Below are 20,994 nucleotides of genomic sequence, written 5' to 3'. Positions count from 1 at the left end.
GACTGCCTCGTGGCCCCGCGATGGGGAACCGGGCTGGCCGATACCGGGCACTGGGCTCTGATCCATCGTCGCGAAAGGCGCCGATCAATCATCCAATTCAATGGTTCTGCACAACCGACCGGTCATCGCTCGACCCGCCTGCGTCGCCCCTCGACGAGCGAGCCCACCGGATCCGCACCCTCCAGGATGAGGGCCGCCCAGTCCTCGGCCAGCTCGCGGCGCCGCTCCATGTAGGCGGCGCGGTTGTAGATCAGCTCGGTCTCCGACATGCCGCTGGGCGTGTGCGCGAGCATCAGGTCGATGATCAGCCGGTCGATCAGGAGTCGCTCCGCACCAGGAAACTGCCGCTCGATCCTTCCATTCATGACGGTGCTGAAGGAGCTGCGCCAGCCGTGCGGCACATGCCGGTTTTTCCAGCCCTCGCGGTTGTAGAGGTAGCCGACCGCGTTCTCGGACAGCGGAGCGAGCATGTCCCGACCTCCAGGGAAGACCGGGCCCTTCGGGCTGGAGAACGGCCTGACGACATGCAGCACCTCGACCGCGGCCGCCGAGAGCGGCACCTTGTGGTCGAACGCGTCGTCCTCTCGCAGGTCGAGCTCCTGCTTCATCTTCTCCGCGGGGATCGTCCAGAGCGCATCGGGCGACGGTCTGTCGGGCCTCGACCAGTCGATGCCTTCGATCTCCGTCCACATCGCATGGCGGACCATGCCGGGCCGCTGCGCGGTCAGCGCCAGGAATCGCGAACTCAGACGCGTGACGGGCGATGCCGGCGCGCGGTCGACTGAGCGGATCAGGTTGCGGATCTGCGTCACGTCGGTGAGCGCAGGCCGCCGCTTCCTGGGCGGCACGGGCTTCAGCGCGTCGCGCACGTTCACGGCCGGGTTCGAGTTCTTGACGCCTTCGGCTGCCGCATAGCGGAAGACCCGCTCCGCACGCTGGCGCAGCCGGTGCGCCGTCTCGATCGCACCGCGCGACTCGACCTTGCGCAGCGCGTGGAGCAGTAGCCGCTCGTCGATCTGGTCGACGGGGATGCCGCCGATCTCGGCAAACAGGCTCTGCTCCATCGACGTCATCACGTCGTCGGCGTGCACGTCCTTCCAACGCGGGACCTGGGTCGCGTGCCACTCGCGGGCGAACTGCTCGAAGGTGTTCTCGTGGCCGACCTTGCGCGAGTGGCGCGCGCGCGTCTTCTCGAGGCCGGGGTCCATTCCGTTTCGCAGGGCCTGCTTCGCGCCGTCGCGCAGATCTCGGGCGCGCTTGAGGCCCACGTCGGGATAGGTGCCGAGCAGCAGCCGGCGCTCCTTGCCTCCGAAGCGATACTTGAGGCGCCAAGTCCGATGACCGCTCGTGGAGACGAACAGGTAGAGACCGCCCGTGTCAGCGAGCTTGTAATCGCGCTCGCGCGGCTTCGCGGCCTTGAGCTTTCCAGCGTCCAGCGGCTCGCGCGGTTCCTTCTCTGTCTCACCCGACATCAGTGCCCCCACCCGAATTTTTCGGGTGCCCCCACAATGCCCCCGCGAGGATTGCGATTAGGTGAAGCTGGATAACACGGGATGAGACGCGAACACGCGCTAATCGTCTCGTGAGACGACCGCGCTGCTACGGGATGATACAGGCTGAGAAACTCGCCTGGCGGAGACGGAGAGATTCGAACTCTCGGTACGGTTTAACCCGTACGACGCTTTAGCAAAGCGTTGGTTTCAGCCACTCACCCACGTCTCCGGCTGGCGGCAAGCGGCGGCTATAGCGGCGGGTGCGCGGCGGATCAATGCCGTATCGGGCCGCATCGGCACGCGGCTCGACGCAAAAGCGACTCGGATCGCCTCTCGTTCATTGCGCGTGCATCGCCCGCCTGTTTAAACTGGCGAAACGGGGATTTGGGGACGCATGATGCGGATCATTATCGGCGCGGCGATGGCCGCATTGCTTGGCGCCAGCGCGCCCGCGCAGGTCACAACGATCGATCCCAATCGCGCGATCGACGGCGATCTGGCGACCAGCGCGCCGCGCCGGGCGACCGTCCCCGCGCCCGTCCAGCGCGACGAACCGGTCGATGCGGGGAGTCAGGACGCGCCGACGTACTCGCCCCCCGTCGAACCAGCGCCAGCCCCCGTCGCCGACCAGACCGAGGTGGCGCAGGACGCGCGCGCCGATGCGACGCTGGCCGCCGCGGATACCTATCAGCGCGATGATCTGCTCGCCGCGGGCGAGGGCGTGTTCGGCAAGGGCGCGGCGGGGATGGCGGGGTTGCTCGAAAAGATCCTCAAGGAGCAGGGCCGCCCCAACGCCTATATCGCGGGGCGCGAGGCGGCGGGCGCGTTCGTCGTCGGGCTGCGCTACGGGTCGGGGGTAATGACCCATAAGATCGAAGGCCAGCGCCCGGTCTATTGGACGGGGCCGTCGGTCGGGTTCGATTTCGGCGGCGACGCCAACAAGGTCTTTACGCTCGTCTACAATCTCTACGATACCGAGGACCTGTATCGCCGTTTCCCCGCGGCGGAGGGACGGCTGTATTTTGTCGGCGGGTTCGCCGCGACCTATCTGCGGCGGGGAAACATCGTGCTGATCCCGATCCGGCTCGGCGTCGGCTACCGCGCCGGTGTCAACGTCGGCTATATGAAGTTTAGCCATAAGCCGAAATGGCTGCCGTTTTAGGACGGAGTGGCTAGGCGGACGCCGAGACCGATACGATCTGGGACGGGGCGGGGGCCGAGCGATTCACCTACCAGATGGGCGAGCGGCTGACCGGGTCGATAAACTGTCGCCACGCGCCCGACGATTGCCACGTCCACGCCGACACTATGCCTGAATCGGCCAGCCTCGCGCTCGCCGCGGGGACGCGGGCGCCGATCAAGCCGAAGCGCCCGCGCAATAACTGATCAGTCGGCCTTGGCCTGTTTGGCGCGCTCGATCGCCTCGATCGTGACGCGGCGCGCCTCGGCGGCGTCGCCCCAGGTGCCGATCCGCACCCATTTCTGCTTTTCCAGGTCTTTGTAGTGAGTGAAGAAATGTTCGATCTGTTCGAACACGATTTCCGGCATATCGCCGCGTTCGCCGACGTTGGAATAATAGGGGAAGGTCGAATCGACCGGCACGCAGACGAGCTTTTCGTCGCCGCCCGCCTCGTCCTCGAGGTTGAGCACCGCGATCGGGCGTGCGCGCACGACGCAGCCGGGGATGAACGGCGAACGCGCGATGACAAGCGCGTCGAGCGGATCGCCGTCAGGCGACAGCGTGTGCGGCACAAAGCCGTAATTCGCCGGATAGCGCATCGGCGTGTGCAGGATCCGATCGACGAACAGCGCGCCCGACGCCTTGTCGAATTCGTATTTCACCGGTTCGCCGCCGGTCGGCACCTCGATGATGACATTGAGGTCTTCGGGCGGATTGGTGCCCGTCGGGATCAGGTCGATGCGCATGATGTTCCTTTGAACCCGGCCCGGATCACGGGCGCGGGGTAAGCAGCTTGTCGAGCCCGGTTTCGCCCGTGCCCGTCTTCTCAAGCCGCGGATAGCGGGGCCCGTCGTGATAGTCGATGGCGACATCGCGCAGCCGCGCGCCGTCCTTGACGGTCAGCCGGATCGGATCCTTTGCGCCCTGCGCGGTCTTGATCGCATTCTTGAGCGCATCGGGGGTGTAGAGATCGCCGTTCACCGCCATCACCTGCGCGCCGACGGTCAACCCGGCTTTGAACGCGGGCGAATCCCAGACGACGTTGGACAGGTTGCCCTCCTTGTTTACCAATATGCCAACCGACGAGGTAACGTCGGTGCCACGCGCCTTTTCGACCTGTTTGAAATAGGCGGTCGGTTTGGCAGCATAGACCAGCTTGTAGCCGTTCATCGCGAAGCCCTCGATCGGCGCGGGTTGCCCGGTTTCGGTCAGCCGCTTGGTCAGGAACCCCGACCAGTCATACGGCAGGATCTTGTTCAGCGTCGCGGTGACGTCGTCGAAGGTGTAGGTCAGTTCGCCCCAGTCGCCGTCGCGCACCCCGAAGAACGCTTTCGCGAAATCGTCGATCGATTTCGTCCCGCTCGATTTCTGGCGGAGCATCGCGTCGACCTCCATCCAGACCATCAGCCCTTCGTTGTAATAATCCTCGCTGCGCTGCCAGCTCGTCCAGCCCTTGGGACGACGCTGGCTGATGATCGGATCGTTGGTGGTGTCGATCAGCGGACGCCATTGGCGCCCGACGGTGTTGACGTAATTCGCGAGCGTGAACGCATAGGCGTCGAGCGTGTCCTGTTTGCTGACGAGGCCCGAGCGCGCCTGGAGGACATAGCCCCAGAACTGGGTCTGCCCCTCGTACACCCACAACAGCGAATCGCGCATCGGGGTGCGGTAATCGGGGGTCCACAGGTCCGCGCCGCGGCGGAACTTGCCGTCCCAGCTGTGGGTGAATTCATGCGGCAGCAGGTTGCGCGCCGAGACATTCTGGTCCCATTCGGTGAAATAGGTCGGGCGGCTGCCGTTCTCCGAGCTGCGATGATGTTCGAGCCCGATCCCGCCGAGCTGATCGCTGAGCGACAGCAGAAAGTCATAATGGCCGTAATGCTGCGCGCCGAAGGTTTTGCTGGCCTGTGCGACGAGCCGCTTGTGCGCGTCGATCTGCGCGGGCGTCGCCGCGAGAAGCTCGGGCGAATCGGCGAACACGTCGAGGTTCACCTTGGGGCTCAGCGCCCAGACCTTGCCGTAGCGCCCAGCGAGAATCGGCGAATCGACCAGGATTTCATAATTGGTGGTGTCGTAGGTGTAGGTCGATCCCGACACCTTGGCGCGCACCGCGCCAGCCGCGGTGAAGCCCGTCGGGAAGGTCGCGGTCATCTGGACCGGGATCTGGCGGGTGTAATAACCCGCGGGATACAGGCTGACCGAATTGGGTTGGAGGCTGATCAGATTGGGGGTCATCGCGATCCGGCCCTGGTTGCCTGCGGTCGCCGAGATGAATTGAAACTCGACATCGAGCCGCTTCGCGTCGGTGGGGACGTCGATGTGAAAAGCATAGACGTCGACGGTGTCGCGGACCCAGGGCAGGATTTTGCCGTTGGCGCGGATGGTGAGGCCCGCCAGCTTCTCGATCTGCCCGGTCGGCGAATGGTTGCCCGGCAGCCATTTGGGATAGAGCAGCGCCATCGGCCCCGTCTTGGCGACCGGGATGGTTTCCTTGACCCGCATGATCCCGCGCACGGTATCGGTGGCATCGATATCGAGCTGGATGGTGCCCGGATAGGCGATGTCCTGCGCATCGGGGATGGTGTCGACGTACGGCACCGGCTGGGGCGCGGTATTGCCTTGCGGGACCTGCGCCAGGGCGGGGGCAGCGGAGGCGAGAAGCGTGGCGACGACGAGCTTGCGGATCATGAACGACCTTCCGGGGAGGAGCGACGAAGCGCGCGACATAAGCGGCGGATAGGTCATCCGTCCAGCCCGTTGGCCCACGCCGGGCGGTGTCGGGTTAGCCGCCGCCGAGCACGTTGATCGTGAACGCCAGCACGCCCAGGTTGAAGACGAACGCCGCGAGGCACTGACCGGTCACGACCTTGCGGATGTGGCGCGAGGTGATGTCGACGTCGCTGGTCTGGAACGTCATCCCCAGCGTGTAGCTGAAATAGACGAAATCCCAATAATCGGGCTCGTCGCAATTGGGAAAATCGATCCCGCCGCAATCTTTGCCCGCAGCGTTATCCGGATCGGGCGAATAATAGAGGTGCGCGTAGTGGAGCGCGTAGATGGTGTTGGCGAACAGCCACGCGAGGACGATCGTCGCCAATGCGAGCGCGATGCCGAGCGGATCGTTCTTGCCTTGCAGTTCCTTGGCGACCGCGACCAAGATTACCAGCAGCACCACGAATGAAAAGCCGAGCAGGACCGCACGGTTGGCGTCATTTTCCCTGGCGGCCTGCCGCATCTGCGCCGCCTCGCCGCGCCCGAGCAGCGTGCTGACCGCGCCGAGGAAGACCGCCGCGGCAACGTCGAACGCGGCCATCGTGCCCCGGCTCAGCCCCAGCGCCGGAATGCCGACCGCAAGACCGGCGAGGAAGACTGCCACGAACAGGATGAAGCGGGGCGGTGCGATGGTATGACCCAAGTTTTTGATCATGGCGGCACGCTCCTTTGCGCGAGGTGCTAGCGCTTGTCAGCGCGCTCGCCTAGATACGCGGCGCATATGGCCCGTATCGAGACTCCGCGGCGTGTCCGCGGCACCCAGGACATCTTCGGCGACGACCAGCGCCGCCACGCGCACGTGCTCGACACGTTCGAACGGGTGCGCAAGCTATACTGTTTCCAGCGCGTCGACGTGCCCGTGTTCGAGGCGACCGAAGTGTTCGCTCGCTCGATCGGGGAGACCACCGATGTGGTGTCGAAGGAGATGTACACCTTCCCCGATCGCGGTGGCGACAGCCTGACGCTGCGCCCCGAATTCACCGCCGGGATCGCGCGCGCATACCTGACCGAGGGGTGGCAGCAATATGCGCCGCTCAAGCTCACCACGAGCGGCCCGGTGTTCCGCTACGAACGCCCGCAAAAGGGGCGGTTCCGCCAGTTCCATCAGATTGACGCCGAGGTGATCGGCGCGCCCGAACCCGCCGCCGATGTCGAACTGCTGGTGCTCGCGGATCAGTTGCTGCGTGAATTGGGAATCGAGGGCGTCACGCTCCAGCTCAACACGCTAGGCGACGCCGAGACGCGCGAAGCGTGGCGCACCGCGCTGGTCGCGCATTTCGAGGCGCATCGCGGGGAATTGTCCGAAGACAGCCTGACCCGGCTCGAAAAGAACCCGATGCGCATCCTCGACAGCAAGGACCCGCGCGATCGCCCCGCCGCCGACAGCGCGCCCGATATCGACGCGCATTTGACCGACGAGGCGCGCGCGTTTTTCGAAGCGGTGAAGGCGGGGCTCGATGCGGCGGGGGTGGCGTATGAGATCAACGCGCGGCTGGTACGCGGGCTCGATTACTACCGCCACACCGCGTTCGAATTCGTCACCGACCGGCTCGGCGCGCAGGGGACGGTGCTCGCGGGCGGGCGGTATGACGGGTTGATCGAGAGTTTGGGTGGTCCGGCGACCGCGGGGGTCGGCTGGGCGGCTGGGGTCGAGCGGTTGGCGATGTTGGTGGACGAGCCGGAATTGCCGATCGGAATCGCGGTAGTTGCCGATCGACCGGAGCTGGAGGAAATCGCGTCTGCGACTGTTTTGGCGCTCCGCCGCGGCGGGATAACGACAGAATACGCCTACCGGGGAAACGCAAAGAGGCAGGTTGAGCGCGCGAAGAAGATAGGGTTGGACGCAGTTTTATTCGTGCGGTCCGATGCGCCCACTTACGAGCGCTACCACTTGCAACAGGTGACGGGCAGATTTCAACGGGACGATGACGTTCGGGCGGCACTTGGCCCTTTAATCGGCGGGTTTTCGGGTGAGGGAGCTCAACCAGAATGATTCCCCATCGTCATCCCAGCGAAGGCTGGGATCTCCCGGTTGGCGCGCGAGTCCTTCCCTCGCATGAGACCCCAGCCTTCGCTGGGGTGACGGTTGTGGGGCGCGCATGACCACCATCTCTCCCGATCGCATCGCCCAGATCGAAGCGCGCCGTGACGAACTCCAAGCGTTGATGGCCACCGGCGACCTCCCCTCCGATCGCTTCGTCGCCGTGTCGAAGGAATATGCCGAGCTCGAACCCGTCGCCGCCGCCGCCGGCTTGGTGCGGCGGCTGCGCGCGGAGGCGAAGAGTCTCGAGGCGATGACCAGGGAGGCGGACGACGAACTGCGGTCGATGGCGGAAGAGGAATTGCGCGAGAACAAGGTCGCGCTCGAGGCCGCGAACCGGCAACTTGCGCTCGCGTTGCTGCCGCGCGATGCGGCGGACGAGCGATCCGCGATGCTCGAGGTGCGCGCGGGGACCGGGGGCGATGAGGCGGCGCTGTTCGCGGGCGACCTGTTCCGGATGTACCAGCGCTATGCCGAGGCACAGGGGTGGAAGGTCGAGCTGATCTCTTCCTCCACCTCGGATGCGGGCGGGTTCAAGGAAGCGGTCGCCTCGGTCGAGGGCAAGGGCGTGTTCGCCAAGCTGAAGTTCGAAAGCGGCGTCCACCGCGTCCAGCGCGTCCCCGCTACCGAGGCAGGCGGGCGCATCCACACCTCAGCGGCGACCGTCGCGGTGCTGCCCGAGGCGGAGGAGGTCGACGTCAAGATCGACGACAAGGACCTGCGCATCGACATCTATCGCTCGTCGGGGCCGGGGGGGCAGTCGGTCAACACCACCGACAGCGCGGTACGGATCGTCCACATCCCCACCGGGCTCACCGTGATCCAGCAGGACGAGAAATCACAGCACAAGAACAAGGCGAAGGCGATGCGCGTGCTGCGGACGCGGCTCTATGAACAGGAGCGCGACCGCCTCCACAACGATCGCGCGGGCGCGCGCAAATCGATGGTGGGGTCGGGGGACCGATCGGAGCGGATCCGGACGTATAATTTCCCGCAAGGCCGCGTGACCGATCATCGCATCAATCTGACGCTGCACCGCCTTCCCGAGATTCTCGCGGGCGACATGGGCGATCTGGTCGGCGCGCTGATCAGCGAGGATGAGGCGGAGCGGCTGGCGACGCTGGATGGCTAATAAGTCCCTCCCCTTCAGGGGAGGGGTTGGGGTGGGGGCCGCTGACGGTGTGCTCGGTGAGACTTCCCCCACCCCCAGCCCCTCCCCTCAAGGGGAGGGGGGCGTCGCCCGCGATGCCCTCGCCACTGCGGCCGCGCGGCTCGCGTTTTCCGATACCCCGCGGCTCGACGCTGAATTGCTGCTGGCCCACGCACTGGGGATCGAGCGGGGCGCGCTGCTGCTCGACCTCGAGCGCGCGGTTCCGGCGGGGTTCGCCGATCTCGTCGAGCGGCGGGCGCGGCATGAGCCGGTTGCATACATCACCGGTACGCGTGGGTTCTGGACCATCGACGTCGCCGTCGGTTCGGGTGTGCTGGTGCCACGCGCCGATAGCGAGACGCTGATTCTCGCTGCGCGCGACCATTTCGCTGATCGCGCCCCGGCGCGGGTGCTCGATCTGGGGACGGGGCCGGGCACGCTGCTGCTGGCGGCGCTCGATGAATGGCCAGGTGCTTCGGGTCTCGGGGTCGATTCGTCGGAGACGGCGCTGCGCTATGCGCGGAGTAATGCCGAAAACCTGGGGCTGGCGGCGCGGGCCGCGTTCGTGGTGGGTGATTGGGCCGAAGGGATCGACGACCGGTTCGACCTCGTCCTCGCAAACCCGCCCTATATTGCGACCGGCGAGGCATTGCCCGCCGAGGTCGCGGGGCACGAGCCCGCAGGCGCGCTGTTTGCAGGCGTCGACGGGCTCGACGCCTATCGCGCGATCGTTCCCATGCTGTCGCGACTGATCGCACCCGGCGGCGCGGCGGTGATCGAGATCGGGTATCGCCAGGCTGCAGCGGTCGGGGCGATGCTGGCCGCGGCGGGATTGTCGGTCGCGCTGCACCACGATCTGGGCGGGCGCGACCGTTGCCTTGTCGCCACGCCTTGACATCCATTCGACGGGTGCCGATATTTCGCTTGTGGAAACGGCGTCCTGCCCGCTAAGGACAAAGCCGGGGCACGCAACTTCAACAATTTGGGTTGAATTGGGCGATGGCCCGCATATCCTCCGCGTCATGATTCCGCTGCAGTCCGGCGGCAATGGCAAGGCTCGAACCGAGTGCGTAGCGTACTCGCCCCGACGCCCGGAGGTTTGCACCGTGTAACCGGGAGCAAGGCCAGTTTTGGTTTTGATGCTAAGGACAATGGCTTGATCAACAATCGGCAGAACGGCCGCCGTCGCGGTCGGGGCGGCAACAACAACAGCAATCCGCGCCAAGGCGGCGGAAGCGGCGGCGGGGGCCGCACCGACAGTGGCAACCGCATCGACAGTCGTGCGCGCGGCAATGCTAATCAATTGTACGAAAAGTACAAGAACCTCGCCCGCGACGCGCAGATGAGCGGCGACCGCGTCAACATCGAATATTATCTGCAATATGCGGATCATTACTTCCGGGTGCTGGCCGACACGCGCAGCCGGTTCGAGGACAACAACCAGCCGCGCCGCCAGCAGCCGTTCGATCTCGACGGCGACGACGACGACGACAACAACAATAACGAGGGTGAACCGACCCGCGCAGGAGAACAAAATGCGCGCGACGGCAATCGCGACACCAACCGGGATGGCGCGCGCGACTATAATCGGGACGCCGACCGGTCGGCACGGGGGCCACGCCGCGATCGCGACGACAATCGCGAGGCGGTGAGCCGCAACGATGGCGCGCGCGACGACGGTGCCGATGGTCAGCGCACGAACCGCCACCAGGATGACGATCGCCCGCAGCGCCCGCGTCGCGAACATGGCGTGCGTGACGAGCAGTCGTCGCAGGAAGGCATGAGCCGGAATGCCAACAGCCAGCGCAGCGCCGAGCCGGAGGGAACGAGCCAGAGCGACGAGGCTCCCGCGCCGCGCCGCCGGGGCCGCCCACGCAAGGAGCAGGACGATGCCCCGGCAGCGATTGCTGCGGACGTACTGCCACCGTCGCTTGGGTCGCCCGCTGCCAATGATTCGGACGACGAGCCCAGGCCGCGTCGCCGCCGCGTAGTGCGCGCCTCGCCTGAGGTGCCGCCCGCCGCGGAATGATCGTTGCGATTTGCTGATGACCAAAAGGTCGGCCTCCCCGGGGAGGTCGGCCTTTTTCGTTGGGGCGGTCAGCGCCGCTATCCCGAACCGCGCTATACCGATGGTGGCATCCACCGCGCCGACCGCGCATAAAGTCGGCAACCACGCGAGAGAGGATGCCCCTATGCCGCATTACGGCGATTACCAGAACCTGATCTACGGCGCGGGGCTCGGCGGTGTCGTGCCCAAGGTGCCGGTCGATTTCGCGACGTTGGTCCGCCGCGCGGAGGCGGCGATGCCGCCTTATGTGCTGAATTACGTCCAGGGGGGCTGCGGCGACGAAGTGACGCAGGAGCGCAACCGGTCGGCGTTCGATCACTGGGGCATGGTGCCGCGGATGATGGTCGACAGCGCGGCGCGCGACCTGTCGATCGAGTTGTTCGGGATGACGCTCCCCACGCCGCTGTTCATGTGCCCGATCGGGGTCACCGGGATCTGCACGCAGGACGGCCATGGCGATATCGCCGCTGCTGAGGCCGCCGCGGCGACCGGCGTGCCGCTCTGCGCATCGACGCTGTCCAACGATCCGCTGGAGGATGTGTTGACGGCGTCGGGCGACACGCCGGGCTTCTTCCAGCTCTATACCCCGCGCGACAAGGACCTTGCGGCCAGCCTCGTCTCGCGTGCGGAGAAGGCGGGGTACAAGGCGATCGTCGTGACGCTCGATACCTGGGTCACCGGCTGGCGACCGCGTGATCTCAACACCGGCAATTTCCCGCAGCTGCGCGGGCATGTGCTCGAGAATTACTTTGGCGACCCCGTCTTCCAAAGGCTGCTCGGCAAGCCGGTGAAGGAGAATATGGCCGAGGCGATCGGGCTGTGGGGACGGTTGTTCGGCAAGGTACTGACATGGGATGACATGGCATGGCTGAAATCGCTCACCAAATTGCCGATCGTGCTGAAGGGCATTTGCCACCCCGACGACGCGCGGCGCGCGATCGATACCGGCGCGGATGCGCTCTACGTCTCGAACCACGGCGGACGGCAGGCGAATGGTGGGATCGCGGCGATCGACATGCTGCCGGGCGTGGTCGCGGTGGCGGGCGAGATGCCAGTGCTGTTCGATTCAGGGGTTCGGTCGGGCAGCGACGTGGTCAAGGCGCTGGCGCTGGGTGCGCGCGCGGTCGGGGTGGGGCGGCCGTATAGCTACGGGTTGGCGCTCGATGGCGCGGCGGGGGCGGCGCACGTGCTGAAGTGCATCCTCGCCGAGGCGGACCTGATGATGGCGGTCAACGGCTACCCGACGATCGCGAAGGTGCGCGAGGCGGGGGCGGTGCGGGTTTAGCAAGTCGGTTCACGCGACGGCGCGAAGACGCGAAGAAAAAGGGCTGGTTCGCGCAGAGGCGCGGAGGACGCGGAGAGGTGTCGGGCGGCGCGGCGGATCGCGCGGCAGCAAACGTTTCAAGGAGGTCTGGCGGTCGGTATCTCAAACCCAAGGTACTACACCTCCGCGCCCTCTGCGCCTCTGCGCGAAATTCCTTCTATTCGCGCCTTCCCGCCTTTGCGCGAATCAACCATGAAGGCCGCTACGCGGCAGCGGTAATTATCGTTCCGTCCACCACCGCGACCGGCCAGGGCGTCAACCGCTGACCGCCGCACGGGCCGCCGACGCACAGCCCGCTGTCGATCGTGAACAGCGCGCCGTGCCAGTTGCACGCGATCAGCTCGCCCGAGGGCGTCAGATAATCGTCGAGCGTCGCAGTGAGCGGCACGCCCGCGTGCGGGCAGCGGTCGACATAGCCGTGGACGGCGTCGCCGCGGCGCACGACGAAGCCGTGGAATCGCCCGGCCTTCATCTGCAACACGAAATTGAGCGCTTTGCCGTCCGGGATCAGGTCGAGTGGGCCGAGCGTGACGCCGGCAGGAGTCGCGGCAAAAAGCAACTGAGGATGGTAGATGGCCATGGGCGACGCTAACGTGGACAACTGGCTGGGAGAGGCGAACCAGGCGCTGGACGGTTGGATCGCGGCGGAGAGAGGCCGCGAGAGCGAGCAGGAGGAGACTGTCGAGTGAACGTCTGGCCGCACCGGTGTGGTTCGCCGGGGCGCAGACGAGACCCTCTGGCTCGCCCCGCCCCGACATGGGAACGGTCCGTCGACAGGCCGGATAGGCCAAGTGATTGGTTGGGGATTACTCTGACGGCCGCGGAGGGCCATCAATGACCGTTAAGTCATTGAAAAATGGTGCTGCCGGTGAGGATTGAACTCACGACCTCAGCCTTACCAAGGATGCGCTCTACCACTGAGCTACGGCAGCACTGCCAAACGGCGAAGGGGGCCTAGAGACGACGCACGTCGCATTGTCAAGGCGGGGGTGGGCCGGGTAGGGCCAGGGAATGGACAGCAAGGACGACAAGGCGGCACGGCTGGCGGCGGCGCTCCGCGCCAATCTGCGACGGCGCAAAGCCCAGGCGCGCGGCGGTGATGCCGCGGGCGGCGCGGCGGTCGATGCGGCGGCGTCAGCGGGTGGCGAAAAGGCTGCCGAGGCTGACCGCGGCCCCGGCGGCGCGGTACGCGAGCGCTGAACTCGCCGAGAAAAAGCCGATTACCGCCGCGCCGATCAACGCGCGATGGGCGTACATTTTGACTCTAACCATGCCCGATCCTCTCCGGAAAGTACGGGGCCGAGTATCTCGGTCACCCTGGCGTGATACGCATTAAGCCATGACAGCTCGGCCTCGGTCAAGAGTGCCGACTCGATCAGCGTCCGCTCGATCGGCGCCAGCGTCAGCGTGTCGAAGCCGAGCATGACGCGGTCGGGGTCGCCGCCGGGGACGACGACGACGACGGTGTGGACCAGATTTTCGATCCGGATGCCGTAGTCGCCCGCCTTGTAATAGCCCGGCTCGTTCGAGATCAGCATCCCTGCGCGCAGTGGCTCGAGCGCCGCGCCACCCGGATAATTCGGCGCCGCGATCCGCTGCGGCCCCTCATGCACCGCGAGATAGCTGCCGATGCCGTGGCCGGTGCCGTGGCCGAAATCGAGCCCTGCCTCCCACAAGGGTCGCCGCGCGAACGAATCGATATGCCCGCCGACGGTGCCGTCGGGAAAGACCGCGGTGGCGATCGCGATATGCCCCTTCAGCACGCGGGTGAAGCGGTCGCGCATCTCTGGCGTGGGCTCGCCGATCGGCATGACGCGCGTCACGTCGGTGGTGCCGTCGGCATATTGCCCGCCCGAATCGATCAGGTAAAGCTGGCCCGGCAGGATGGCGGCGTTCGATTCCTCGGTGACGTGATAATGCGGGATCGCGCCGTGCGCCCCGGTCGCCGAAATCGTCGAAAAACTACTGTCCTTGAGCTGCCCCGTCGCTTGGCGACATGCGAGCAATTTGGCAGCGGCGGACAGTTCGGTCTGGCTGCCGTCGCCGCACGTCGTCTCGACCCAGCGCAGGAAGCGCGTTAGCGCTGCGCCGTCGCGGACGCTCGCGGCGGCATGGCCCGCCACCTCGACCGGGTTCTTGATCGCCTTGGCCAGCACCACCGGATCGCGCGGCGCGATTACCTTGGCGCCGCCGTCCGCCAGCGCATCGAAGATCGCGGCGACCGCGCGGTCGGGATCGGCGGCGACGCGCTGGCCCGCATAGCCCGCCAGCGCAGGCGCGAACGCGTTCCGGTCGTGGATCCGCACCGAATTGCCCAGATGCGCGGTCACGCTGTCGTCGATCTTGTCCCGATCGACGAACAGGTCGGTCGCGCCATCCGCGCCGACGATCGCATAGGCAAGCGCGACCGGCGTGTGATCGACGTCAGCGCCGCGGACATTAAGCGTCCAGGCGATCGAATCGAGCGCGGTCAGCACCACCGCGTCGGCGCGCTGCTCGCCGAGCCAATCGGCGATGTCGGCGCGCTTGGCGGCGGAATTCTGGCCCGCCAGCGCGTCGTCATACGCCACCAGCCGCGCCTTCGACGGCGCGGGGCGATCGGCCCACACCGCATCGACCGGGTTGGCGTCGACCGCGATCAGCTCCGCGCCGACATCGGCGAGCGCGGCGCGCGCCTCGTCCACCCACCCGCGGGTGTGCAGCCACGCGTCATAGCCGATCCGCGCGCCGTCCTTGGCGTGCCGGCCGAGCCACCCCGCTACCGAATGCGCGGGCACGTCGACATAGGCGTAGTCGCCGCCATCGACCTGGTCGCGGACCTGGATCGTGTAGCGCCCGTCGGTGAAGATCGCGGCCTCGCCCGCCATCACCACCGCGGTCCCCGCCGATCCCTCGAACCCCGTCAGCCACGCCAGCCGCTGCGCATAGCCGCCGACATATTCGCTCATATGTTCGTCGGTCAGCGGCACGACGAACCCGTCGAGCCCGTCGCGCGCGAGTTGGTCGCGCAGCGCGGCGAGGCGATCGGAATAGCGGGACATGGCGGGCCTTTCGAACAATGCGGGGACTGCCTTTCGGGGTAGCCGGATCGACCCCCGCGGGGCAACCGGCGGCAGGTCAGCGCACCGCAATCCGCTCGTACAGGCGGGTCGGCGCGTCGCGATAAACGCCCTCGGTCAGGAACCGGTAGCCGACCCGCTCGGCGAGCCCGATCGAGGGGGCGTTGGCGGGATCGATGATGCACATCGTGCGCGCGATGCCCCGCGAATCGATCCAGCCGAGCACCGCGTCGAGCGCTTCGCGCGCGAATCCCTGGCAGTGCGCCCAGCCCGAGAGCGCCCAGCCGACCTCGGGTGTCCCCGCGAAACTCGGTACGGTATCGCGCCGTGTGTCGATCACCCCCAACTCGCCGACCAGCCGCCCGGTCGCGCTCTCCTGCGCCAACCAATAGCCATAACCGATCGCGGACCAATGGCCGATGTAGCGCAGGACACGGTGCCACACCTCCTCGCGCGATGGGGGCTTGCCGCCGATGTAGCGATAGACCGCAGGCTCCCCCCACAGTGCGGCGCACGCGTCGAGATCGTCGATATGGTGCGCGCGCAGCGTCAGGCGTGCGGTGACCAGGGTCGGGGCGATGTCCATCGGGACATCTTAGCGCAGTGCGGTTGGGGCGAAAGCGGTTCTATCGTCGCGGGCTTTGCGCTAGAGGCGCGCGCATGGGATCGACGATCACTTGCGATGTCGCGATCGTCGGGGCTGGGCTCGCCGGCGGGCTCGCTGCGCTGGCGATCAAGGCGCGGCATCCTGATCTCGATCTGCGGCTGATCGACGGCGCCGCCAGCGTCGGGGGTAATCACATCTGGTCGTTCTTCGACAGCGACGTGCTGCCCCGGAACCGCTGGATCGTCGAGCCGCTGATCGCGCACAGCTGGCAGCGCTACGACGTCGCCTTTCCCGCACATGGACGCACGATCGATGCGGGCTATCATTCGCTCACCAGCGACCGGCTCGATGCCGAGGTCCGGCGGCTGCTTCCCGAGGGCGCGCTGATGCTCGGACGCCGCGCGATCGGGGTGTCGCCGCGTGCGGTGGTGTTCGGCGATGGCGACCGCGTCGAGGCACGCGGCGTGATCGATGCGCGAGGGACAGGGAACCTGTCGCTGCTCGATCTGGGCTGGCAGAAATTCGTCGGGCGCGAGTTGCGGCTCGAGGAACCCCATGATGCGCCCTATCCGCGGGTGATGGACGCCACCGTCGAGCAGATCGACGGCTATCGCTTCGTTTACTGCCTGCCGTTCGCCGCCGACCGGATGTTCGTCGAGGACACCTATTACAGCGACACCCCCGATCTCGACCACGAAACGCTCCGCAAGCGAATCCATGCGTATGCCGCGGCGCGCGGGTGGAAGGTCGGGCAGGCGGCGGGCGAGGAATCAGGGGTATTGCCGGTCGCGATGGGCGGCGATTTCGAGGGCTATTGGCGATCGGGGGGCGCAAAGGTCGCCAAGGCCGGAATGCGCGCCGGGCTGTTCCATCCCACCACCGGCTATTCGCTTCCCGACGCGATCCGGACCGCCGCGATGCTCGCCGCGCGGACCGATTTCGACGGCGCCTCGCTCCACGAGGCGACCCACGCGATCGCCGCCGCGGCGTGGCGGAACGGCGGCTTCTACCGGCTGCTCGACACGATGCTGTTCCGTGCCGCCGATCCCGAGGAACGCTATCGTATCCTCCAACGCTTCTATCGACTGCGGCCTGCGCTTATAGGCCGCTTCTATGCAGGACGATCGACCATGACCGACAAGACGCGGGTGCTGATGGGCAAGCCTCCGGTTCCCATCCACCGTGCGGTGCGCGCGATCCTGGGGATGCGGCCATGAAGAGCGCGATCGTCATCGGCGCGGGCTTCGGCGGGCTGGCGCTCGCGATCCGGCTGCAATCGGCAGGCGTCGCGACGACGATCGTCGAATCGCGCGACAAGCCCGGCGGGCGCGGCTATTATTGGGAACGCGGCGGCTTCGTCTTCGACGCCGGGCCTACCGTCATCACCGATCCCGCCTGCCTGCGCGAATTGTGGCAGCTGACCGGGCGCGACATGGCGGAGGATGTCGAGCTGCTCCCGGTCAGCCCGTTCTACCGACTCAACTGGCCCGACGGCACCAATTTCGATTACACCAACGACGAACCCGTGCTTCGCGGCGAGATCGAAAAGCTCGATCCCGACGATGTCGCCGGCTACGCCAAGTTCCTCGACTATGCCGCCGGGGTCTATCGCGAAGGCTATGAAAAGCTCGGCCACGTCGCGTTTCTCGACTTCGCCTCGATGATCAAGGCCGCCCCCGCGCTCGCCAAATACCAGGCGTGGCGATCGGTCTATTCGATCGTTGCGAAGTACATCAAGAACGAGAAACTCCGCCAGGCATTGTCGTTCCACACGCTGCTGGTCGGCGGCAACCCGTTCACGACCAGCGCGATCTACGCGCTGATCCACAAGCTGGAAAAGGACGGTGGGGTCTGGTTCGCCAAGGGCGGCACCAACCGCCTCGTCGCGGGGATGGTCACGCATTTCGAACGGATCGGCGGTACGCTGCGACTGGGCGATCCGGTCGCCAGCATCGAAACGCTGGGTGATCGCGCGACCGGGGTCACGACGCAGAGCGGCTGGCACGCGCAAGCCGACGCGGTCGCCGCGAATAGCGACATCATGCACACCTATCGCGACCTGCTCAGCACCTCGCGCAGCGCGCAGCGGACCAAGGCGAAGCTCGAACGCAAATCCTATTCGCCCTCGTTGTTCGTCGTCCATTTCGGGGTCAAGGGCGCGTGGCCTGGCATCCCGCACCACATGATCCTGTTCGGCCCGCGCTATAAGGGGCTGCTCGAGGACATCTACGACCACGGCGTGCTCGCGCAGGATTTTTCGCTCTATCTCCACCACCCGACCGTCACCGATCCGTCGATGGCACCCGACGGGATGAGCACCTTTTACGTGCTCGCCCCCGTCCCCCACATGGGAAAATTCCCGGTCGACTGGGACGAGATCGGGCCGATTCTCGAACAGCGCATCCTCGATGAAGTCGGGCGCCGCCTGATCCCCGACATCCACGACCGGATCGTGACCAAGTTCAGCTACACGCCCAAGGACTTCGGCCAGGATCTCAACGCGCATCTTGGCAGCGCGTTCAGCCTCGAACCCGTGCTCACCCAAAGCGCGTGGTTCCGCGTCCACAACCGCGACGATCACATCCCTAACCTCTATTTCGTCGGCGCGGGCACACATCCCGGCGCCGGGATCCCCGGCGTCGTTGGCAGCGCCAAGGCCACCGCCGCGCTGATGCTCGAGGATGCGTGCTGACCCAGAAATCCTCCCCCGCCAGGGGGAGGTGGCAGCGAAGCTGACGGAGGGGGCGGACACAGACCGATAGTTGGTCGCCTCCCTCCCCCTCCGACCCGCTATGCGGCCCACCTCCCCTTGGCGGGGGAGGATTTTATGATCATTCGGCCCACTCACACCGAAAATTAACCCTCCCGCGCCACGCTCACGCGATGAAACCCACCGAACCCCTGGCGCTTCATCACAGCTGGCCGATGATCGAACGGGACCAGCGCTTCGCCTGGGGTGTCGTCCATGATGAATTACCCGAAGCGTTCGTGTCGGCCGATCCCGCACACGCCAACGACGTGCTCGGCGCGATCGGCACGTGGGAATGCGACCTCGCCGACAACGCCTTGCGCTGGTCCGACGCGGTGTACGACATCTTCGATCTGCCGCGCCGCATCGCCCTGTTCCGCCCCGACACGCTCGGCCTGTATCGCGAGGCGAGCCGCGCGGCGATGGAGCGGCTGCGCTGCCACGCGATCCGCCACTGCCGCGGTTTCACGCTCGATGCCGAGATCGGCACCGCGTCGGGCGCGCGGCGCTGGATGCGTCTGATCGCGGTGCCGACCGCGATCGAGGGCAAGGTGGTCCGGCTCCACGGCCTCAAACAGGATGTCACCGGCCTCTATTGCTGACGGCCCGCTATTGCTGACGGGATCGCGGCTTGTCGCCGATCCGGGCATCGCCTAGCGCTGCGCGGATGAAGCGTCTCGCCATCTATTGCGGCTCCGCCACCCCCGCGGACCCCGTCTACATCGACACCGCCCGCCTCGTCGGACGCACGCTCGCCGAACGCGGGATCGGCGTCGTCTATGGCGGCGGGCGATTGGGGCTGATGGGCGCGGTCGCCGACAGCGCGCTCGCTGCGGGGGGCGAGGTGATCGGGGTGATCCCGCAGGCGCTGGTCGATGCCGAGGTCGCGCACCGCGGGCTGACCGAACTCCACACCGTAACAGGCATGCACCAGCGCAAACAGGCGTTCACCGATTTGTCCGACGGGTTCGTCACCATCCCCGGCGGCACCGGGACCATGGACGAATTGTGGGAGGCGCTCAGCTGGGCACAGCTCGGTTACCATGCCGATCCGGTCGGGCTGCTCAACGTCGCGGGCTATTACGATCATCTGATCGCGTTCTGGGACAAGATGGGCGAGGTCGGGTTCGTCCGCGCGCAGCACCGCGACCTGCTGATCGTCGCCGACACGCTCGACACGCTGCTCGATGCGATGGCCGCGCACGTGCCCACCCAGCCGATTGTCCGGATGAAGGCGGCGGACCTGTAGTCGTGCCACCGCGTTCGTCCGTTCGTCCTGAGCTTGCCGAAGGACGTGTCGAGCGCGGTGTGGCTGCACGTGCTTCGACAGGCTCAGCACGCACGGTACAAGGGTGAGCGACCCGCCCGCCCCCATCCGCGCAGCCATCGTCGCGACCGCGCGCGAATCCATCGCGCGCGGCTCCAAAAGCTTCGCCGCCGCCAGCCGGTTGTTTGACCGCGACACCCGTGAACGCGCGTGGCTGCTCTACGCCTGGTGCCGACGTTGCGACGATATCGTCGACGGGCAGGATCACGGCCACGCGATGACTCCCGTCACCGATGCCCCCGCACGGATCGATGAGATCGCCGCGATGACCGATACCGCGTTGCGCGGCGACATCGTCGGCGACCCCGCGTTCGACGCGCTGCGGATCGTCGCCGCGGAAACCCGGCTGCCGCATCGCTTCGCACATGATTTGATCGAGGGCTTCCGGCTCGACGCCGACGACTGGCGCCCGCGCTCGGAGGCCGATCTCTACCGCTATTGCTACCATGTCGCGGGCGCGGTCGGGTGCATGATGGCGGTGGTGATGGGGGTCGATCCCGCCGACGAAGTGACGCTCGATCGCGCGTGCGACCTCGGCATGGCGTTCCAGCTCGCCAATATCGCGCGCGACATCGAAGAGGATGACCGCGCGGGCCGGTGCTATTTGCCGGTCGACTGGCTGGTCGAGATGGACATGCCCCCCGGCCAGCACATGAAGCCGCCGTTCCGCACCGGGCTGGTCACGCTCGCGCGCCGCCTGACCGATCGCGCCGCCGAATTCGAGGCGAGCGCGCGCGGCGGCACCCCCAAGCTCTCGTTCCGCGCGGCGTGGGCGGTGCTGTCGGCGGCGTCGATCTACGGCGCGATCGGGCGGAGCGTCGCGGCGCGCGGCGCGCAGGCGTGGGACCATCGCGTTACCACCTCGCCGCTCCAGAAAGTCGGTTTCATCGCCGCGGGCGCCCGCGATGCGCGCCGACGGTCAAGTCGATATGGTTCGGTTACCCGGCCCGCGTCGCTGTGGACCCGACCCAAGCAGTAACACCTCAGCTCCGCGGCGTTCCGACCGCATTCTTGGCATATTCGGCACCGTGCCGCTGGCACGCGGCACCGATCATCGGATAATCTACGTCGGTATTCTTGGCGAGCTGATAGGGCAGCGCGGCGCGGCATTGCGCCATGCTCTGATACCGAACCGGCACCACGCGCGCCTGGGTGCACTGGACGTTGCCGTCCCCGCAGCCCATGATCGCCATGACGAAGAACAACGGTTCCATAACACCCTCC

General features: G+C 66.6%; 20 protein-coding genes and 2 tRNA genes. 12 read left to right on the top strand and 10 right to left on the bottom strand.

What is annotated here, in order from left to right; all coding sequences use genetic code 11:
* Window positions 1–122 precede the first annotated feature (122 nt).
* Complete coding sequence (locus EAH84_RS00665) at window positions 123–1,472, bottom strand: tyrosine-type recombinase/integrase (protein ID WP_140866177.1); 1,350 nt, start codon at window positions 1,470–1,472, stop codon at window positions 123–125.
* Between the two features lie 158 nt (window positions 1,473–1,630).
* A tRNA-Ser gene (locus EAH84_RS00660) sits at window positions 1,631–1,722 on the bottom strand.
* Between the two features lie 165 nt (window positions 1,723–1,887).
* Between EAH84_RS00660 and EAH84_RS00655 the strand changes: the two genes are divergently transcribed.
* Window positions 1,888–2,655: a DUF1134 domain-containing protein gene (locus tag EAH84_RS00655; protein WP_140866174.1), complete on the top strand. Its 768-nt coding sequence runs from the start codon at window positions 1,888–1,890 to the stop codon at window positions 2,653–2,655.
* A 224-nt stretch (window positions 2,656–2,879) separates the two neighbouring features.
* Here EAH84_RS00655 and ppa read toward each other — a convergent pair whose 3' ends face one another.
* The 3 genes from ppa to EAH84_RS00640 all read right to left on the bottom strand — a co-directional run bounded on the left by ppa (window position 2,880) and on the right by EAH84_RS00640 (window position 6,100).
* On the bottom strand, window positions 2,880–3,419 hold the full coding sequence (gene ppa, locus EAH84_RS00650) for an inorganic diphosphatase (RefSeq protein WP_140866171.1): 540 nt from the start codon (window positions 3,417–3,419) through the stop codon (window positions 2,880–2,882).
* 25 nt (window positions 3,420–3,444) lie between these two features.
* Complete coding sequence (locus EAH84_RS00645) at window positions 3,445–5,361, bottom strand: M61 family metallopeptidase (protein ID WP_140866169.1); 1,917 nt, start codon at window positions 5,359–5,361, stop codon at window positions 3,445–3,447.
* A 94-nt stretch (window positions 5,362–5,455) separates the two neighbouring features.
* Window positions 5,456–6,100, bottom strand: coding sequence for a DUF1345 domain-containing protein (locus tag EAH84_RS00640; protein ID WP_140866166.1), 645 nt, complete (start codon window positions 6,098–6,100; stop codon window positions 5,456–5,458).
* A 66-nt stretch (window positions 6,101–6,166) separates the two neighbouring features.
* On the opposite strand from EAH84_RS00640, the gene hisS reads away from it, so the two are divergent.
* The 5 genes from hisS to EAH84_RS00615 all read left to right on the top strand — a co-directional run bounded on the left by hisS (window position 6,167) and on the right by EAH84_RS00615 (window position 11,989).
* Entirely contained in the window at window positions 6,167–7,438 is a 1,272-nt protein-coding gene (hisS, locus tag EAH84_RS00635) for a histidine--tRNA ligase (RefSeq protein WP_140866163.1), read from the top strand.
* 106 nt (window positions 7,439–7,544) lie between these two features.
* Window positions 7,545–8,618: a peptide chain release factor 1 gene (gene prfA / locus EAH84_RS00630; protein ID WP_140866161.1), complete on the top strand. Its 1,074-nt coding sequence runs from the start codon at window positions 7,545–7,547 to the stop codon at window positions 8,616–8,618.
* 49 nt (window positions 8,619–8,667) lie between these two features.
* Entirely contained in the window at window positions 8,668–9,531 is an 864-nt protein-coding gene (prmC, locus tag EAH84_RS00625) for a peptide chain release factor N(5)-glutamine methyltransferase (protein WP_241656417.1), read from the top strand.
* 261 nt (window positions 9,532–9,792) lie between these two features.
* Complete coding sequence (locus EAH84_RS00620) at window positions 9,793–10,665, top strand: DUF4167 domain-containing protein (protein ID WP_140866156.1); 873 nt, start codon at window positions 9,793–9,795, stop codon at window positions 10,663–10,665.
* A 163-nt stretch (window positions 10,666–10,828) separates the two neighbouring features.
* Window positions 10,829–11,989, top strand: a complete 1,161-nt coding sequence (locus EAH84_RS00615; protein WP_140866153.1) for an alpha-hydroxy-acid oxidizing protein — start codon at window positions 10,829–10,831, stop codon at window positions 11,987–11,989.
* Between the two features lie 241 nt (window positions 11,990–12,230).
* On the opposite strand, the gene EAH84_RS00610 is transcribed toward EAH84_RS00615, so the two are convergent.
* Window positions 12,231–12,608, bottom strand: coding sequence for a Rieske (2Fe-2S) protein (locus tag EAH84_RS00610; protein ID WP_140866150.1), 378 nt, complete (start codon window positions 12,606–12,608; stop codon window positions 12,231–12,233).
* A gap of 277 nt (window positions 12,609–12,885) precedes the next feature.
* A tRNA-Thr gene (locus EAH84_RS00605) sits at window positions 12,886–12,960 on the bottom strand.
* 79 nt (window positions 12,961–13,039) lie between these two features.
* On the opposite strand from EAH84_RS00605, the gene EAH84_RS00600 reads away from it, so the two are divergent.
* The gene (locus tag EAH84_RS00600; RefSeq protein ID WP_140866147.1) at window positions 13,040–13,228 is read left to right on the top strand and encodes a hypothetical protein; all 189 of its coding nucleotides are present in this window, start codon (window positions 13,040–13,042) and stop codon (window positions 13,226–13,228) included.
* Window positions 13,229–13,263: 35 nt separating this feature from the next.
* On the opposite strand, the gene EAH84_RS00595 is transcribed toward EAH84_RS00600, so the two are convergent.
* Both EAH84_RS00595 and EAH84_RS00590 read right to left on the bottom strand, forming a co-directional pair.
* The gene (locus tag EAH84_RS00595) at window positions 13,264–15,069 is read right to left on the bottom strand and encodes an aminopeptidase P family protein (RefSeq protein WP_140866144.1); all 1,806 of its coding nucleotides are present in this window, start codon (window positions 15,067–15,069) and stop codon (window positions 13,264–13,266) included.
* Window positions 15,070–15,145: 76 nt separating this feature from the next.
* Entirely contained in the window at window positions 15,146–15,673 is a 528-nt protein-coding gene (locus EAH84_RS00590; protein ID WP_140866141.1) for a GNAT family N-acetyltransferase, read from the bottom strand.
* A gap of 74 nt (window positions 15,674–15,747) precedes the next feature.
* Between EAH84_RS00590 and crtY the strand changes: the two genes are divergently transcribed.
* From crtY to EAH84_RS00565, 5 genes are all read left to right on the top strand, one after another.
* Window positions 15,748–16,911, top strand: a complete 1,164-nt coding sequence (crtY, locus tag EAH84_RS00585; RefSeq protein ID WP_140866138.1) for a lycopene beta-cyclase CrtY — start codon at window positions 15,748–15,750, stop codon at window positions 16,909–16,911.
* Complete coding sequence (locus EAH84_RS00580; protein ID WP_140866135.1) at window positions 16,908–18,386, top strand: phytoene desaturase; 1,479 nt, start codon at window positions 16,908–16,910, stop codon at window positions 18,384–18,386. The genes crtY and EAH84_RS00580 overlap by 4 nt, the downstream gene beginning before the upstream one ends.
* Window positions 18,387–18,577: 191 nt before the next feature.
* Complete coding sequence (locus EAH84_RS00575) at window positions 18,578–19,045, top strand: hypothetical protein (protein WP_170209827.1); 468 nt, start codon at window positions 18,578–18,580, stop codon at window positions 19,043–19,045.
* 65 nt (window positions 19,046–19,110) lie between these two features.
* A complete protein-coding gene (locus EAH84_RS00570; protein ID WP_140866132.1) occupies window positions 19,111–19,692 on the top strand; it encodes a TIGR00730 family Rossman fold protein in 582 nt (193 codons plus the stop codon).
* Window positions 19,693–19,795: 103 nt separating this feature from the next.
* Window positions 19,796–20,749: a phytoene/squalene synthase family protein gene (locus EAH84_RS00565; protein WP_140866129.1), complete on the top strand. Its 954-nt coding sequence runs from the start codon at window positions 19,796–19,798 to the stop codon at window positions 20,747–20,749.
* A gap of 4 nt (window positions 20,750–20,753) precedes the next feature.
* Here EAH84_RS00565 and EAH84_RS00560 read toward each other — a convergent pair whose 3' ends face one another.
* On the bottom strand, window positions 20,754–20,984 hold the full coding sequence (locus EAH84_RS00560) for a hypothetical protein (protein WP_140866126.1): 231 nt from the start codon (window positions 20,982–20,984) through the stop codon (window positions 20,754–20,756).
* Window positions 20,985–20,994: the final 10 nt, after the last annotated feature.

This window comes from Sphingomonas oligophenolica, from assembly GCF_006438955.1.
GTDB lineage: Bacteria > Pseudomonadota > Alphaproteobacteria > Sphingomonadales > Sphingomonadaceae > Sphingomonas > Sphingomonas oligophenolica_A.
The sequence above is the reverse complement of the archived record's forward strand: the minus strand, read 5'-3'. Positions and strand labels throughout refer to the sequence as shown.